The 19,981-nt window shown below is 67.7% G+C and carries 2 protein-coding genes; both read left to right on the top strand.

The annotated features are described in order from the left end of the window. Positions 1–207: 207 nt before the first annotated feature. Entirely contained in the window at positions 208–7,956 is a 7,749-nt protein-coding gene (locus tag LRS74_RS32205) for a type I polyketide synthase (protein ID WP_277744320.1), read from the top strand. 255 nt (positions 7,957–8,211) lie between these two features. Beyond that, positions 8,212–19,980 (top strand): type I polyketide synthase, encoded by an 11,769-nt coding sequence (locus tag LRS74_RS32200; protein ID WP_347178204.1) that lies wholly within the window; start codon positions 8,212–8,214, stop codon positions 19,978–19,980. The last annotated feature ends 1 nt before the right edge of the window (position 19,981 follow it).

The raw sequence follows: 19,981 nt of genomic DNA, 5'->3' as shown, positions 1-19,981 counted from the left end.
CCCGCCAACCTGAAGAGGCAATCCATCGCTCGGTGACGGCATTCGCACGCCCTCATGCCGAGAGCCTGCTCACCACCGGTTCCACTACTCACCATTGAACGCCGGCCGAACCGGCCAGAACAAGCGATCCCCCATCGATATTCAAATCCCGACTATCGGAAATCTGCCACTCCCATATGGCGCGGATTCGGATTTTTGGAGATCACGGTGACTTCATCTGGTGACAAGGTCGTCGAAGCACTACGAGCGTCTCTCAAGGAGAACGAGAAGCTTCGGCAGCAGAACCAACAGCTTGTCACCGCGTCGACCGAGCCGATTGCCGTGGTGGGGATGGCCTGCCGCTTTCCAGGAGGAGCAACCTCTCCTGAGGCGTTGTGGGAGGTCGTGGCCGCCGGCACCGATGCGATTTCCGGGTTTCCAACCGATCGCGGATGGGATCTGGAGGGGCTTTACGACCCGGATCCGGAGCAGCCGGGTAAGTCCTATGCGCGTACCGGTGGCTTCGTCTATGACGTGGGCGAGTTCGATCCGGCGTTCTTCGGGATCTCGCCGCGTGAGGCGCTGGCGATGGATCCGCAGCAGCGGCTGTTGCTGGAGACGGCCTGGGAGGCCCTGGAGCGGGCGGGCATCGATCCGGCCTCACTCAAGGGCAGCCAGACCGGTGTCTTCGCCGGAGCCGGTTCCCAGGGCTATGCCCCGAATTCGAGTGAGGCGCCCGAGGAAGTCGAGGGCTATCTACTCGCGGGCAACGCGACCAGTGTGGTGTCGGGCCGGGTGGCCTACACCCTGGGGCTGGTGGGCCCGGCCATCACGGTGGACACCGCGTGTTCCTCCTCCTTGGTGGCTCTGCACCTGGCATGCCAGGCACTGCGGGCCGACGAGTGCTCGATGGCGCTGGCCGGCGGCGTGGCGGTGATGTCCACGCCAGGCGTCTTTCTGGAGTTCAGTCGGCAGCGAGGACTGGCCGCGGACGGACGGTGCAAGGCGTTCGCCGCCAGTGCGGACGGCACCGGCTGGGGCGAAGGCGCCGGAATGCTCGTACTGGAACGGCTGTCGGACGCTCGACGCCACGGCCATCAGGTCCTGGCGGTGCTGCGGGGCAGCGCGGTCAATCAGGACGGGGCCAGTAGTCGGCTGACCGCGCCGAACGGCCCGTCCCAGCAGCGGGTGATCCGCCAGGCCCTGGCCAACGCGGGTCTCGTCGCGGACGATGTCGACGCGGTGGAGGCCCACGGCACCGGCACCACTCTCGGGGATCCCATCGAGGCCCAGGCCCTGCTGGCGACATACGGTCGGCACCGCCCCGCGCAGCGACCTCTGTGGGTGGGGTCGGTGAAGTCCAACATCGGCCACACGCAGGCCGCCGCCGGCGTGGCCGGGGTGATCAAAATGGTCATGGCGATGCGCCATGAGCTGCTGCCCAAGACGCTGCATGTCGACGCGCCCACCCCACACGTGGACTGGTCCGCAGGAGCCGTATCCCTGCTCACCGAAGCGAAGCCCTGGCCCTCTACAGATCAGCCTCGTCGCGCCGGGGTCTCCTCCTTCGGCGTCAGCGGCACCAACGCGCACCTCATTCTCGAGCAACCTCCAGCTTCCGATGAACTGCCCTCGGAAGCGTCGGATCCGGACACGACCGAACCAACGGCCACCGATCCGAAGCGTGCGGTGGACCCGGTGCGAGCCCCCACGATGATTCCCTGGCTGCTCTCCGGACGCGATGAGGGCGCCGTGCGGGAGCAGGCGGTGCGGTTGCGGACGCATACCCAAGCATGTCCGGAGCTTCGGCCGGCGGATGTGGGCTGGTCGCTGGCCACCACCCGATCGTCGTTCGAGCACCGCGCCGTGGTCCTGGGCCGAGACCGGGAGGAGCTGCTGGAAGGCCTCCACCAGCTGGCGACCAGCGAACCGGCCGACCGGGTCATCACCGGCAGCGTCCCCACCGCCACCGCCGCCACCTCAAGCGGTGGCGCTTCGGGCACGAGTGTGGGTGGGGGTGGGCGGCTGGCGTTCTTGTTCACGGGACAGGGCGCGCAGCGCGTGGGGATGGGGCGGGAGCTGTATGAGCGGTTCCCTGTCTTCGCGCGGGCATGGGACGAGGTGTGCGGGTTCCTGGACGCGGGCTTGGAGCGTCCGTTGCGGGAGGTGGTCTTCACCGATCCGGGGGTCGGTGGATCCGGGTCCGGTGACTGTGGGCCGGGGGTGGGTGGCTCGGGGTTGGTGGATGAGACGGTGTATACGCAGGCGGGGTTGTTCGCGTTGGAGGTGTCGCTGTTCCGCCTGCTGGAAACATGGGGCCTGGCCCCGCACTATCTGCTGGGTCATTCGGTGGGTGAGGTGGCGGCCGCGTATGTGGCCGGGGTGTGGTCCCTACCCGACGCGTGCACCGTGGTCACCGCCCGCGGCCGGCTGATGCAGAACCTGCCGGCCGGTGGAGCGATGCTCGCGGTCGAGGCCCAGGAGGAGACCGTACGCCAAGCCCTGGAGCACGAAGGCTTTGAGGGGCGGGTGTCGCTGGCAGCGGTCAACGGGCCGACCGCCATGGTGGTCTCCGGCGACACAGACGCCATCGACACGCTACGCCACACTTGGCGTGAGGCCGGCTGTCGGACGACGCCCCTGCGGGTGAGCCACGCCTTCCACTCCCACCACATCGACCCCATGCTCCACGAGTTCGAAACCACCTTGGAGCGGGTGTCGTTCCAGCCGCCCAGGCTACCGGTGGTCTCCAACCTCACCGGCCGGCCTCTCACCGACGAACAAGCCTGCTCACCCCAGTACTGGGCCGAACAAGCCCGAGCCACCGTCCGATTCCACGACGGACTCCAATGGCTCGCCGAGCACGACACCAGCACCTATCTCGAACTGGGACCCGACGCCGTCCTGACCACCCTCGCCCACACCACCCTCCACAACACAGATGTGGACCACGAGGAACAGGCACTCAAGGCGACTGTCATCGCACCCACCTTGCGACGCGACCGGCCCGAAACCGACACCCTCATGACCGCCCTCGCCCAAGCCCACACCCACGGCCTACCCATCACCTGGGAACAAGCCTTCACAGACACCGAACCCCAACGGGTCGACCTCCCCACCTACCCCTTCCAACGCCAGCGCTATTGGCTGAAAGGTTCTGCGGAGAAGGGAGATGTGTCGGCGACAGGTCAGGAGCTCACCGCTGTTGGGGGTGGGATCGACTCCCGCTTCTGGCAAGCCATCGAAGAACAAGACCTCCCCACCCTCACCCAAACCCTCCAACTCCACAACACCGAACACCACACCAGCCTCAACACCCTCCTCCCCACCCTCGCCCAATGGCACCGCCAACAACGCGACCACACCATCATCAACACCTGGCGCTACACCACCACCTGGAAACCCGCACCACCACCCCCCACACCCCTCACCACCAACCACCACATCCTCCTCATCACACCCACCAACCCCACCACCACCGAACCCATCACCACCTGGACCAACACCCTCAACCACCACAACATCCCCCACCACACCATCACCATCAACCCCACCACAACCAACACCCAAACCCTCACCCAACAACTCACCCACACCACCCCAACCCCCACCCACATCCTCTCCTTCCTCGCACTCGACGAAAACCCCCACCCCACCCACACCGCCACACCCAACGGCACCCACACCACCCTCACCCTCATCCAAACCCTCAACACCACACACCCCAACACCCCCCTGTGGTGCATCACCCAAAGCGCCACCACCACCGGACCACACGACCCCCTCAACAACCCCACCCAAGCCCTCATCTGGGGACTCGGCCACACCACAGCCCTCGAACACCCCCACAACTGGGGCGGCCTCATCGACCACCCCACCACCCCCAACTACCCCCACCACCACATCACCACCACCCTCCAACACATCACCACACCCACCAACCACCCCCACAAACAAAACCAACTCGCCATCCGACCCAACGGACTCCACACCCCCCGACTCCAACACGCCACACCACCACCCACCCACACCACACCACCCTGGAACCCCCACGGCACCACCCTCATCACCGGCGGCACCGGAGCCCTCGCCACCCACATCGCCCACCACATCGCCACCCACCACACCGCCCCCCACCTACTGCTGGCCAGCCGACGCGGACCCAACGCACCCGGCGCCACCCAACTCCACGCCAAACTCACCGAACTCGGCGCACACGTCACCATCACCGCCTGCGACACCGCCAACCCCCAAGACCTCACCCAACTCCTCAACACCATCCCACCCCAACACCCCCTCACCACCGTCATCCACACCGCCGCCACCCTCAACGACGCCACCCTCACCAACCTCACCCCCCACCAACTCAACACCACCCTCCACGCCAAAAAACAAACCGCCCACAACCTCCACCACCTCACCCAAAACCACCCCATCACCACCTTCATCCTCTTCTCCTCCGCCGCCGCCACCTTGGGCAGCCCCGGACAAGCCCACTACGCCGCCGCCAACGCCTACCTCGACGCCCTCGCCCACCACCGCCACACCCACAACCTCCCCGCCACCTCCATCGCCTGGGGACCCTGGGCCCACACCGGCATGGCAGCCAACCCCACCACCCAACAACACCTCCAACGCCACGGACTCACCCCACTCCCACCCCACCTCGCCACCACAGCACTCACCCACACACCCCCCAACACCATCACCACCATCGCCAACATCAACTGGAACCAACTCACCCCCACCCTCACCACCACCCACCCCAACCCCCTCATCACCGACATCCCCGAAACACACCAACACAACCCACACACCAACCCACCCACCCCACACACCAACCAACCCACCACACCCACCACCCTCCACCAACAACTCACCACCCTCCCACCCACCAAACGACACCCCACCCTCCTCAACCTCATCCAAACCCACGCCGCCACCACACTCGGGCACCCCAACTCCCAAGCGGTACGCGGCGACCGTGCCTTCAGCCAGCTCGGCTTCGACTCACTCACAGCCATGCAACTACGCAACCGGCTGGCCGCGGCCACCGGCCTCCAGCTACCTACCTCTTTGGTTTTCGACTATCCGACGCCTACCGCTCTGGCCGACTATCTGTGTGCTGAGCTTCTCGACACCCACAGCAGCCCGGCTTCACCGCTCGCCGTGACCTTCTCCTCACCGGACGAACCGATTGCGGTCGTCGGGATGGCATGCCGCTACCCGGGGGGCGTGTCGTCTCCGGAGGCTCTGTGGGACCTGGTGGCCGCGGGCGGCGACGCCGTCTCGGGCTTTCCGACCGACCGTGGCTGGGACCTCCTCAAGCTCTATAGCGCCGACCCTGACCAGCCGGGCAAGTCCTATGTGCGCGAGGGGGGTTTCCTGCACGACGCGGCCGAGTTCGACCCTGCCTTCTTCGGTCTCTCTCCGCGCGAGGCGCTGGCGATGGACCCGCAGCAGCGACTGCTGCTGGAGACCTCCTGGGAAGCCGTGGAACGGGCGGGCATCGACCCGACCTCGCTGCACGGGAAGCAGATCGGTGTCTTCGTAGGTGCCGCGGCGCAGGAGTACGCCCCACGTCTCCATGAGGCCGCCGACGGCGTCGAAGGCTATGTCGTGACGGGCAACGCGACCAGTGTCATGTCAGGCCGCTTGTCCTACACGTTCGGCCTGGAGGGCCCGGCCGTCACCATCGACACCGCCTGTTCGTCGTCGCTGGTAGCCCTGCATCTGGCCTGCCAGGCCCTGCGCTCCGGCGAGTGCTCCCTGGCCCTGGCCGGCGGCGTGACGGTGATGTCGAGCCCCTTCAGCTTCGTGGAGTTCAGCCGACAACGTGCGCTGGCGGAGGACGGGCGGTGCAAGGCATTCGCCGAGAGCGCGGACGGCACGGGGTGGGCCGAGGGCGCGGGGATGCTGCTCCTTGAACCACTGTCGCAAGCCCGCCGCAACGGCCACCCGGTGCTGGCGGTCGTGCGGGGCAGCGCGGTCAATCAGGACGGGGCCAGCAACGGTCTCACCGCGCCGAACGGCCCGTCCCAGCAACGCGTCATCCGCCAGGCCCTGGCCAACGCGGATCTGAGGGCAGCCGATGTAGACGCTGTCGAAGCTCACGGCACGGGCACCACCCTCGGCGATCCCATCGAGGCCCAGGCGGTGCTGGCCACCTACGGCAGCGATCGCTCCGCGGACCGGCCTTTGTGGTTGGGGTCGTTGAAGTCGAACATCGGCCATACCCAGGCCGCGGCCGGTGTGGCCGGGGTGATCAAGATGGTCATGGCGATGCGGCATGAGCTGCTGCCCAAGACGCTGCACGTGGACGCGCCCACCTCGCATGTGGACTGGTCCGCCGGGGCCGTGTCGCTTCTGACCAAGGCCCGGCCCTGGCCCCGCACCGACCGGCTCCGCCGCGCGGGCGTCTCCTCCTTCGGCGTCAGCGGCACCAACGCCCACCTCATCCTCGAGGAGCCATCTCAGGTCGAAGAACCAGCCGGCGGCACGCCTTCCGACATGGGCAATGAAGGACGCGAGCGGGTCTTGGAATCCGGGGTCGTGCCGTGGTTGATCTCCGGGCGGGGTGAGGCAGCGGTACGGGATCTCGCGGTACGACTACGGCACCACCTCCAGGACCGGCCGGACCTGGACCCGGTCGACGTGGGCTGGTCACTCGCCACCACCCGCACCAGCTTCGAAAACCGCACCGTCATCCTCGGCCGCGACCGCGACGAACTCCTCAACGGACTCCACACCCTCACCACCCCCGACCCCGCCCCACACGTCATCACCGGCAACACCACAACCCCCACCGGCAAGACCGTATTCGTCTTCCCCGGCCAAGGCTCCCAATGGGCCGGCATGGCGGCCGATCTGTTGGACTCCTCAGTGGTCTTCCGCGAACACATCGAAGCGTGTGAGGAGGCTCTGGCACCTTACGTGGACTGGTCGCTGGGGGAGGTGTTGCGGCAGGCGGATGGCGCGGCGTCGCTGGAGCGGGTGGATGTCATCCAGCCGGTACTGTTCGCGGTCATGGTGGGCCTGGCCCGCATGTGGCAGGCCTGCGGCATCCACCCCGACGCCGTCATCGGCCACAGCCAAGGCGAGATCGCCGCAGCCCACATCGCCGGCGCACTCACCCTCCACGACGCCGCGGCGGTGGTCGCCCTCCGCAGCCGCGCCCTCGCCCGCCTGGCCGGCCACGGCGCCATGGCCTCCGTATCCCTGTCAGTGGACGAGGCCGAGGAACGACTGGCCGCCTGGCAGGGGCGACTGGCCATCGCCGCCATCAACGGCCCCCGCACCGTGATCGTCTCTGGCGAGTCGGAGGCGGTGGAGGAACTCCTGGCCGAGTGCGCGAAGCAGGACATTCGGGCCCGGCGTATCCCCGTCGACTACGCCTCACACGGCCCCCAGGTGGAAGCGGTCGAGGACGAAATCCGTAACAGCCTGGCGTCCATCACGCCAGCCGCTCCCAGCATCCCTCTCCTGTCCACCGTCACCGGCCAGTGGATCACAGGACCGGACATGGACGCCGGCTACTGGTACCACAACCTCCGCCAACCCGTCCGACTCGCCGACGCCCTCCACACCCTGGCAGCCGACGGACACCACACCTTCATCGAAACCAGCCCCCACCCCGTCCTCACCCACACCATCCACGACACCCTCGACCCCACCGATTCCGACCCCGCCACCAACGACACCATCGAACCCCTGGTCATCGGGACTCTGCGCCGCGATGAGGACGGCCCCCGCCGCTTCCTCACCTCCCTCGCCCAAGCCCACACCCACGGCCTCCCCATCACCTGGGAACACCTCTACACAGGGACTCAAGCTCAACGAGTCGACCTACCCACCTATCCGTTCCAGCGTGAGCGGTACTGGCTTGCGAGCGCGGCGGCTTCCACTCCACTCGGGTGGATGGGGAGCGGGATGGTGTGGAGGCCCGGTTCTGGGAGGCGGTCGAACGCCAGGACCTGACCGCTGTGGCCCAGACCCTGAACGTGACAGACCAGGAACACGACTCCCTCAGCGCCGTCCTACCGATGCTCTCCGGCTGGCACCAACGCCAACGCGAACGCCACACCCTCGACACCTGGCGCTACAAGATCACCTGGAAACCCCTCCCCCCACCACCCCCCGTACGCCCCCGAGGCGTCCTCGCCGCCCGCCTCACCCGCCCCCCCCCCCCCCCACCCCACCCCCACACCACAACCCTGGAACCCCAACGGCACCATCCTCATCACCGGAGGCACCGGCGCCCTCGGCACCCACATCGCCCGCCACCTCGCCACCCACCACCACACCCCCCACCTGCTGTTGACCAGCCGCCGCGGACCCGACGCACCCGGCGCCACCGAGCTACAGGCGGAACTCACCGAACTCGGCGCCCACGTCACCATCACCGCCTGCGACACCACCGACCGCCACGCCCTCACCGAACTCCTCGCCACCATCCCCGCCGAACACCCCCTCACCGCCGTCATCCACACCGCCGGCACCGCCCACTACGCACCCCTCACCCACACCACCCTCACCGACCTCGCCCACGTCACCCGCCCCAAAGTCCAAGCAGCCCAACACCTCCACGAACTCACCCGCGACACCCCCCTCACCGCCTTCGTCCTCTTCTCCTCGACCGTCGGGATCTTCGGAGGTACGGATCACGCACCGTCCGCTGCAGTCAGCGCCTACACGGATGCGCTGGCCCACTGCTGGCGGGCGTCCGGGCTTCCCGCTACCTCCATCGCCTGGGGCAAGTGGACGGCGACAAGGGGAAGCGAGGACCACGGCGGTTCAGAGGAGCAGCTGAGTCAGCTGGGCACGCCGCGCATGGATCCCGAGCTCGCGTTGAGTGCCATGCAACAGGCTGTGAGTCATGACGAGACCGCTGTGGTCGTGACGGATCTGGACTGGCAACAGTTCGCTTCTCGGGTGTCCTCTGTTCGGCCCAGCCCGCTGATCAGCGGCGTGCCCGAGGCAGCGCAGCAGATGCTGCAAGCCGCTCAGGAAGGCACCACCACCTCTGACGCCTTTCTCGAACTGCAGCAACACTTGTCAGGCGCTTCCAAGGCTGAGCAGCAGCGCATGCTCACGGAACTGGTGTGCCGCCATGCGGCGGCCACGCTCGGACACAGCAGCTCCAAGTCGGTACAGCCAGGCCGTGCCTTCAAGGAGCTGGGATTCGACTCCGTCGCGGCCGTGGACCTGCGCAATCGGCTTCGCACAGCCACCGGACTCGCGCTGCCCACCACCCTGATCTTCGACTACCCCAACCCCACCACCCTCGCGGAGCATCTTGAGGCCGAACTTCATGGCACGCATACCGATGTGGACCGTCCCACACGTGGCACGTCGGCGACCGGCACCGAGGAGCCGATCGCGGTGGTCGGCATGGCGTGTCGTTTCCCGGGTGGAGCGTCGTCTCCGGAGGCGTTGTGGAAGTTGACGGCGGCGGGTGCAGACGCCATTTCGGAGTTCCCGAGCGATCGTGGCTGGGACATCGAGCGGCTGTACGACCCGACTCCAGGCCAGCCTGGAATGTCCTATGTACGTGAGGGCGGGTTCCTCCATGACGCGGCCGAGTTCGACCCTGCCTTCTTCGGGATCTCGCCGCGAGAGGCGCTGGCGATGGATCCGCAGCAGCGGCTGCTGCTGGAGACCTCCTGGGAAGCCGTAGAACGCGCGGGCATCGACCCGACCTCGCTCAAGGGCAGTCAGATCGGCGTGTTCGCGGGTATCGCGGCGCAGGAGTACGCCCCGCGCCTCGATGTGGCGCCGCAGAGTGTCGAGGGCTACCTGCTGACCGGCAGCATGACCAGTGTCGCCTCTGGCCGCGTGGCCTACACCCTGGGCCTGGAGGGGCCGGCGGTCACCGTGGAGACGGCATGCTCTTCCTCGCTCGTGGCATTGCACTGGGCATGCCAGGCGCTGCGGGCCGGCGAGTGCACCATGGCGCTGGCCGGCGGAGCGACGGTGATCGCCACACCGGGTGTGTTCGTGGAGTTCAGCCGACAGCGAGGGCTTGCTGCTGACGGGCGGTGCAAGGCGTTCGCGGCTGGGGCGGACGGGACCAGCTGGGCCGAGGGCGGGGGAATGCTGCTCCTGGAACCGCTGTCCCAGGCCCAGCGCAACGGCCATCCGATCCTGGCAGTCGTCCGCGGCAGCGCCATCAACCAGGACGGGGCGAGTAACGGCCTCACCGCGCCGAACGGCCCGTCCCAGCAACGCGTCATCCGCCAGGCCCTGGCCAACGCCGGACTCACGCCGGCCGACATCGACGCCGTCGAAGCCCACGGCACCGGCACCACCCTCGGAGACCCGATCGAGGCCCAGGCCCTGCTGGCCACCTACGGCCGAGAGCGCCCCACCGAGCAGCCACTATGGCTTGGCTCCGTGAAGTCGAACATCGGCCATACGGGCACCGCGGCCGGTGTGGCTGGGGTGATCAAGATGGTCATGGCCATGCGGCATGAGTTGCTGCCCAAGACCTTGCACGTGGACGCCCCTACCCCGCATGTGGACTGGTCCGCCGGGGCCGTATCGCTGCTGACCGAGGCCCGGCCCTGGCCCCGCACCGGACGCCCACGTCGGGCGGGCGTCTCCTCCTTCGGTGTCAGCGGCACCAACGCCCACCTCATCCTCGAACAAGCTCCGGACAGCACGGTACGAGAAGAGGCCAACGAGCCCGAGGAACCCAACAAAGCGGACCCTCCGGTGCCGGTGCTGGAGTCGGCCGTGGTGCCGTGGTTGATCTCCGGGCGGGGTGAGGCAGCGGTACGGGATCTCGCGGTACGACTACGGCACCACCTCCAAGACCGGCCGGAGCTGGACCCGGTCGACGTGGGCTGGTCACTCGCCACCACCCGCACCAGCTTCGAAAACCGCACCGTCATCCTCGGCCGCGACCGCGACGAACTCCTCAACGGACTCCACACCCTCACCACCCCCGAACCCGCCCCACACGTCATCACCGGCAACACCACAACCCCCACCGGCAAAACCGTATTCGTCTTCCCCGGCCAAGGCTCCCAATGGGCCGGCATGGCCGCCGACCTACTCCACTCCTCCTCGGTGTTCCGTGAGCACATCGAAGCGTGTGAGGAGGCTCTGGCGCCTCATGTGGACTGGTCGCTGGGGGAGGTGTTGCGGCAGGCGGATGGCGCGGCCTCGCTGGAGCGGGTGGATGTCATCCAGCCGGTACTGTTCGCGGTCATGGTGGGCCTGGCACGCATGTGGCAGGCATGCGGCATCCACCCCGACGCCGTCATCGGCCACAGCCAAGGCGAAATCGCCGCAGCCCACATCGCCGGCGCACTCACCCTCCACGACGCCGCGGCGGTGGTCGCCCTCCGCAGCCGCGCCCTCGCCCGCCTGGCCGGCCACGGCGCCATGGCCTCCGTATCCCTACCAGTGAACGAGGCCGAGGAACGACTGGCCGCCTGGCAGGACCGGCTGGCCATCGCCGCCATCAACGGCCCCCACACCGTGATCGTCTCCGGAGAACCGGAAGCGGTGGAGGAACTCCTCGCCGAGTGCGCCAAGCAGGACATTCGGGCCCGCCGTATCCCCGTCGACTACGCCTCCCACGGCCCCCAGGTGGAAGCGGTCGAGGACGAAATCCGTAACAGCCTGGCGTCCATCACGCCAGCCGCTCCCAGCATTCCGCTGCTGTCCACCGTCACCGGCCAGTGGATCACAGGACCGGACATGGACGCTGGCTACTGGTACCACAACCTCCGCCAACCCGTCCGGCTCGCCGACGCCCTCCACACCCTGGCAGCCGACGGACACCACACCTTCATCGAAACCAGCCCCCACCCCGTCCTCACCCACACCATCCACGACACCCTCGACCCCACCGATTCCGACCCTGCCACCACCGACACCATCGAACCCCTGGTCATCGGCACCCTACGCCGCGACGAAGACGGCCCCCGCCGCTTCCTCACCTCCCTCGCTCAAGCCCACACCCACGGCCTCCCCATCACCTGGCAACACCTCTACACAGGCACCGAACCCCAACAAGTCGACCTACCCACCTACCCCTTCCAACGCCAGCGCTACTGGCTGGAGAGCGCCACCCCCGCGGGGGATGTCTCAGCCGCAGGTCTGGAGGAGGCCGGTCACCCACTGCTGGGGGCTGGGGTGCAGCTCGCCGAAAACGGTGGGTACGTCTTCACAGGGCGGCTCTCCCTGAGCGCCCACCCCTGGCTGGCCGACCACTGCGTCATGGACACGGTCCTTCTCCCTGGCACAGCGTTTGTCGAACTCGCGCTGCATGTTGGAGCCGAAACCGGCTGCGTCGAGCTGGAGGAACTCACCCTCCACGCCCCTCTCGTCGTCCCCGAGGACTCGGGCGTCCAACTCCAGCTCGTTGTCAGCGCGGTTAACGACGACGACCGACGTACACTCACCATTCACTCTCGAGTGCAGCGCCCGGGCGATACGTCCGAACAAGGGGCCTGGCTTCAGCACGCGACCGGAATCCTGTCCGTCGAGAGCCCCGACAGCGGCCTCGCTGGCACCGGCACGAACGAACCATGGCCCCCCGCCGGCGCCGAACGGATGCCGACGGCCGACCTGTACGAGCGCCTGGCCGGCCGGGGCTTCACGTACGGCCCCGCGTTCCAGGGGCTCAAGGCCGCTTGGCGGTGTGGTGATGACATCTTCGCCGAGGTCTCCCTCCCCGCGGGGCATACGGAGGCGCACCAGTTCCAGCTCCATCCGGTGTTGCTCGACGCCGCTCTCCATGCTGCTATTCCGGCCGGGAAGGCGAGCGGCGGCGAACCTCCGGACCTGTCGATGCCCGCGAGGATGCCCTTCCTCTGGCGCCAGGTGAGGTTGCGAACGGCCGGTGCGGACACCTTGCGCGTGCGTCTGACGCCCGTGGCGCCGGATGCGATGGCGTTGATCATCAGCGATGGCATGGGGACCGCGGTGGCCACCGTCGATGGCCTGGTCTCTCGCCCGGTCAGCCCCGAGCAGATCAGGATCGCCCGCCCCGTCCCGACCCACGATCATCTGTACCAACTGGAATGGGCCGCCGTTCCCTCCGCACCGCCCACCACCACCCTCACCGGGCAGTGGGCCGTCATCGATGACGACCCCCTCGACCTGAGCGCCGCGCTGACCGCCACCGGAACCCCCGTCGACACCCACACCGACCTCACCGCCCTGATCCACACTCTCGACTCCGGCGCGGCACCCCCCGACACCGCCATCCTCACCGTCCACCACTGGCACACCCACACCCACACCCGCCACCCCCAAAACGAGACCGGTGCCGACATCGCCACCGCCACCCGCGGCGATGGGGATCCGCCCGAGTGGGCCGTGGCAGCTCAAGAGACAGCCGAGCAGGTCCGCACGGTGGCACACCGCCTCCTCACCTGGGTACAGGCATGGCTGGCCGAACCCCGCCTGACCGGAACCCGACTGGTCATCGTGACCCAAGGCGCCGTCACCACCGGCCCCGACGACCCCGCCCCCGACCTCGCCCACGCACCCGTATGGGGACTGATCCGCTCCGCCCAAGCCGAACACCCCGACCGCTTCCACCTCCTCGACCTCGACACCCACCCCACCTCCACCACCCACGCCCCCACAGCCGCCCTCAACACCACAGAGCCCCAACTCGCCCTCCGCCACAGCACACTCCACGCCCCCCGACTCACCCGTCTTCCGCACCACGGCGCGGATGGCCAGACGGAAGCGGACGGCACCTCGGGCCCGTCGGACACCGCTGAGGGCACGGTACTGATCACCGGCGGTACGGGAGCGCTCGGTTCCCTCGTCGCCCGTCACCTCGCCACCCACCACCACACCCCCCACCTGCTGTTGACCAGCCGCCGCGGACCCGACGCGCCCGGCGCCGCCGAACTCCACACCGAACTCACCGAACTCGGCGCCCAGGTCACCATCGCGGCCTGCGACACCGCCGACCCTCACGCCCTCTCCGAACTCCTCGCCACCATCCCACCCGAACACCCCCTCACCGGCATCATCCACACCGCCGGCACCCTCGACGACGGCATCCTCACCAGCCTCACCCCCGACCGCCTCGACACCGTCCTCCGCGCCAAAGTCGACGCCGCCCTCAACCTCCACCACCTCACCCACCACACCAACCTCACCCACTTCACCCTCTTCTCCTCCGCCTCCGGCGTCTTCGGCGGGCCGGGCATCGCCAATTACTCAACGGCGAACGTCTTCCTCGACGCACTCGCACAGCATCGACGAAGCGCTGGTCTGCCCGCCGTTTCACTGGCTTGGGGCGTGTGGGAGCAGCCCGAGGGTATGGCGGCCCGGTTGGCCCGAGCCGATGTGGCCCGGACGGCGCGCGCGGGTATCACCCCCATGTCCGTCGACCAGAGTCTGTCCCTGTTCGATGCCGCGACTCGGACCGACGAAGCGCTGCTGCTGCCTCTGCGTCTCGATACGGCCATGCTGCGGACACAGGCCGCAGCCGGCGCCCTGCCACCACTGCTCCGGAAGCTGGTGTCCGTTCCTCGCCGCGCCACGACCACGCGCGCCGACGCCGGTGGCGCACTCTCCGCGCTGCGTCAGCAACTGGCTGAGCTGCCGGGTCCCGACCGTACGGCTGCCGTCCTGGACGTGGTGCGGACGCACGCCGCGGCCGTGCTCGGACACCCGCAACCCGAAGCCGTGGACGTGGAGCGGGCGTTCACGGAATCGGGTTTCGATTCACTCACCGCAGTGGAACTACGCAACCGACTGGGCTCAGCCACCGGCCTCCGCCTTTCTGCGACTCTCGTCTTCGACTACCCCAACCCAAGCGCTCTCGCCGGCCATCTGGCGACTGAACTGTCGAAGGCGATGGGCGATGCGCCCGAACAGGCTCAGACCACGCTCACCAGGACCGCGGCGGAAACCACCACGTCGACGGAGCCCATCGCGGTCGTGGGGATGGCCTGCCGCTACCCAGGGGGCGCGACATCTCCGGAGGCGTTGTGGGAAGTGTTGGCTGCCGGCGCTGATGCGATCTCCGGGTTCCCCAGCGATCGCGGGTGGGATCTGGAGGGGCTTTACGACCCGGATCCGGAGCAGCCGGGTAAGTCCTATGCGCGTACCGGCGGCTTCGTCTGTGACGTGGGCGAGTTCGATCCGGCGTTCTTCGGGATCTCGCCGCGCGAGGCGCTGGCTATGGATCCGCAGCAGCGGCTGCTGCTGGAGACCTCCTGGGAAGCCGTGGAACGCGCGGGCATCGACCCGACCTCGCTCAAGGGCAGCCAGACTGGTGTCTTCACAGGCTCGACCGGCAATGACTACGCGGCCGGATGGCCCACGACGCCGGAGGTCTCCGAAGGACACCTCATGACCGGAAACCTCGCCAGTGTGGTGTCGGGCCGGGTGGCTTACGCCCTGGGCCTGGAGGGTCCGGCGGTCACGGTGGACACCGCATGTTCGTCGTCGTTGGTGGCGTTGCACTTGGCGTGCCAGGCGTTGCGGGCCGGCGAGTGCTCCATGGCCCTGGCCGGCGGTGTGACGGTGATCTCCACGCCAGGCGTGTTCATCGGCTTCAGTCGGCAGCGGGGGTTGGCCGCGGACGGGCGGTGTAAGGCGTTCGCCGAAAGTGCGGACGGGACCGGGATGGGAGAGGGCGTCGGCATGCTCCTCCTGGAGCCGTTGTCGCAGGCGGTGCGTCATGGTCATCCGGTCTTGGCGGTGGTGCGGGGGAGTGCGGTCAATCAGGACGGGGCGAGCAACGGTCTGACCGCGCCGAATGGTCCGTCTCAGCAGCGGGTGATCCGCCAGGCCCTGGCCAACGCGCGCCTTGAGGCAACCGACGTCGATGTGGTGGAGGCGCACGGCACCGGCACCACGCTGGGAGACCCGATCGAGGCACAGGCCGTGCTGGCCACCTACGGCCAGGACCGGCCCGTCGACCGGCCTTTGTGGCTGGGATCGTTGAAGTCCAACATCGGCCACGCCCAGGCCGCCGCCGGTGTCGGCGGAGTGATCAAAATGGTCATGGCGATGCGCCATGAGCTGCTCCCCAAGACCCTGCACGTGGAGACCCCCACCTCGCATGTGGACTGGTCCGCAGGAGCCGTATCCCTGCTCACCGAAGCACAGCCCTGGCCACGCGCCGAACGACCCCGCCGGGCCGGCATCTCCGCCTTCGGCGTCAGCGGCACCAACGCCCACCTCATCCTCGAACAACCCCCCACCCCCACAGAACCCCAGCCCACCAAACCGAAAGAAGACGAGCCGACGACCGACCGCGTGACAGGCCGGGAAACAGGGTCGGCCCCGACGGTGATTCCCTGGCTGCTCTCCGCACGAAGTCAGAGCGCAGTGCGAGACCAGGCACTACGGCTGCGCGGCCACCTCCAAACACAGCCCCACCTGGAACCAGCCGATGTGGGCTGGTCACTGACCACCACCCGATCGTCGTTCGAGCACCGCGCCGTGGTCCTGGGCCGGGACCGGGAGGAGCTGCTGGAAGGCCTCCATCAGCTGGCGACTGGCGAGCCGGCCGATCGTGTCATCACCGGCAGCGTCCCCACCGCCACCGCCACCGCCATCGCCGCCACCTCAAGCGGTGGCGCTTCGGGCACGAGTGTGGGTGGGGGTGGGCGGCTGGCGTTGTTGTTCACGGGACAGGGCGCGCAGCGGGTGGGGATGGGGCGGGAGCTGTATGAGCGGTTCCCTGTCTTCGCGCGGGCGTGGGACGAGGTGTGCGGGTTCCTGGACGCAGGCTTGGAGCGTCCGTTGCGGGAGGTGGTCTTCACCGACCCGGAGGTCGGTGGATCCGGGTCCGGTGATTGTGGGCCGGGGGTGGGTGGCTCGGGGTTGGTGGATGAGACGGTGTATACGCAGGCGGGGTTGTTCGCGTTGGAGGTGTCGCTGTTCCGCCTGCTGGAAGCATGGGGCCTGGCCCCGCACTACCTGCTGGGTCATTCGGTGGGTGAGGTGGCGGCCGCGTATGTGGCCGGGGTGTGGTCCCTGCCCGACGCGTGCACCGTGGTCTCCGCCCGCGGCCGGCTGATGCAGGACCTGCCGGCCGGTGGAGCGATGCTGGCGGTCGAGGCCCGTGAGGAGACCGTACGCCAAGCCCTGGAGCACGAAGGCTTTGAGGGGCGGGTGTCGCTGGCGGCGGTCAACGGGCCGACCGCCATGGTGGTCTCCGGCGACACAGACGCCATCGACACGCTACGCCACACTTGGCGTGAGGCCGGCTGTCGGACGACGCCCCTGCGGGTGAGCCACGCCTTCCACTCCCACCACATCGACCCCATGCTCCACGAGTTCGAAACCACCTTGGAGCGGGTGTCGTTCCAGCCGCCCAGGCTACCGGTGGTCTCCAACCTCACCGGCCGGCCTCTCACCGACGAACAAGCCTGCTCACCCCAGTACTGGGCCGAACAAGCCCGAGCCACCGTCCGATTCCACGACGGACTCCAATGGCTCGCCGAGCACGACACCAGCACCTATCTCGAACTGGGACCCGACGCCGTCCTGACCACCCTCGCCCACACCACCCTCCACAACACAGATGTGGACCACGAGGAACAGGCACTCAAGGCGACTGTCATCGCACCCACCTTGCGACGCGACCGGCCCGAAACCGACACCCTCATGACCGCCCTCGCCCAAGCCCACACCCACGGCCTACCCATCACCTGGGAACAAGCCTTCACAGACACCGAACCCCAACGGGTCGACCTCCCCACCTACCCCTTCCAACGCCAGCGCTATTGGCTGAAAGGTTCTGCGGAGAAGGGAGATGTGTCGGCGACAGGTCAGGAGCTCACCGCTGTTGGGGGTGGGATCGACTCCCGCTTCTGGCAAGCCATCGAAGAACAAGACCTCCCCACCCTCACCCAAACCCTCCAACTCCACAACACCGAACACCACACCAGCCTCAACACCCTCCTCCCCACCCTCGCCCAATGGCACCGCCAACAACGCGACCACACCATCATCAACACCTGGCGCTACACCACCACCTGGAAACCCGCACCACCACCCCCCACACCCCTCACCACCAACCACCACATCCTCCTCATCACACCCACCAACCCCACCACCACCGAACCCATCACCACCTGGACCAACACCCTCAACCACCACAACATCCCCCACCACACCATCACCATCAACCCCACCACAACCAACACCCAAACCCTCACCCAACAACTCACCCACACCACCCCAACCCCCACCCACATCCTCTCCTTCCTCGCACTCGACGAAAACCCCCACCCCACCCACACCGCCACACCCAACGGCACCCACACCACCCTCACCCTCATCCAAACCCTCAACACCACACACCCCAACACCCCCCTGTGGTGCATCACCCAAAGCGCCACCACCACCGGACCACACGACCCCCTCAACAACCCCACCCAAGCCCTCATCTGGGGACTCGGCCACACCACAGCCCTCGAACACCCCCACAACTGGGGCGGCCTCATCGACCACCCCACCACCCCCAACTACCCCCACCACCACATCACCACCACCCTCCAACACATCACCACACCCACCAACCACCCCCACAAACAAAACCAACTCGCCATCCGACCCAACGGACTCCACACCCCCCGACTCCAACACGCCACACCACCACCCACCCACACCACACCACCCTGGAACCCCCACGGCACCACCCTCATCACCGGCGGCACCGGAGCCCTCGCCACCCACATCGCCCACCACATCGCCACCCACCACACCGCCCCCCACCTACTGCTGGCCAGCCGACGCGGACCCAACGCACCCGGCGCCACCCAACTCCACGCCAAACTCACCGAACTCGGCGCACACGTCACCATCACCGCCTGCGACACCGCCAACCCCCAAGACCTCACCCAACTCCTCAACACCATCCCACCCCAACACCCCCTCACCACCGTCATCCACACCGCCGCCACCCTCAACGACGCCACCCTCACCAACCTCACCCCCCACCAACTCAACACCACCCTCCACGCCAAAAAACAAACCGCCCACAACCTCCACCACCTCACCCAAAACCACCCCATCACCACCTTCATCCTCTTCTCCTCCGCCGCCGCCACCTTGGGCAGCCCCGGACAAGCCCACTACGCCGCCGCCAACGCCTACCTCGACGCCCTCGCCCACCACCGCCACACCCACAACCTCCCCGCCACCTCCATCGCCTGGGGACCCTGGGCCCACACCGGCATGGCAGCCAACCCCACCACCCAACAACACCTCCAACGCCACGGACTCACCCCACTCCCACCCCACCTCGCCACCACAGCACTCACCCACACACCCCCCAACACCATCACCACCATCGCCAACATCAACTGGAACCAACTCACCCCCACCCTCACCACCACCCACCCCAACCCCCTCATCACCGACATCCCCGAAACACACCAACACAACCCACACACCAACCCACCCACCCCACACACCAACCAACCCACCACACCCACCACCCTCCACCAACAACTCACCACCCTCCCACCCACCAAACGACACCCCACCCTCCTCAACCTCATCCAAACCCACGCCGCCACCACACTCGGACTTCCTCATCCGGAAGCGGTGCCAGGCGACCGCGGCTTCCTGGAGTCAGGGTTCGACTCGCTGACCGCAGTGGATCTAAGGAATCGACTGGCCGCGGCCACGGGGCTCCAGCTGCCCACGACCTTGATCTTCGACTACCCCACCCCGAACGCCCTCGCCCACCACGTCATGACCGCCGCTTTCCCGGACCTCTGCCCGAACGCCGGGAAGGACAACGACCACCTTCACGACGCCGATCCCCTGTCCGCGGGCACGGAGTCCGACGTTCGCGAAGCCATGGCGTCACTCCCCCTGGAGACGTTGAGGGAGGCAGGCTTGCTGGCACCCCTGCTGGAACTCGTCGACAAACGCAGGGAAGCACGCGCCCAGGCCAGCCATGACCAGACGGAAACGCTCGACGCGATGGACCTCGACAGCCTCGTCGAAATGGCGCTTGAGACACCTCATTCTGATGCGGAGGGGGAGTTCTAAT

This window comes from Streptomyces sp. LX-29, assembly GCF_029541745.1.
Classification (GTDB): domain Bacteria; phylum Actinomycetota; class Actinomycetes; order Streptomycetales; family Streptomycetaceae; genus Streptomyces.
This window is presented reverse-complemented; position numbering and strand designations above follow the sequence as displayed.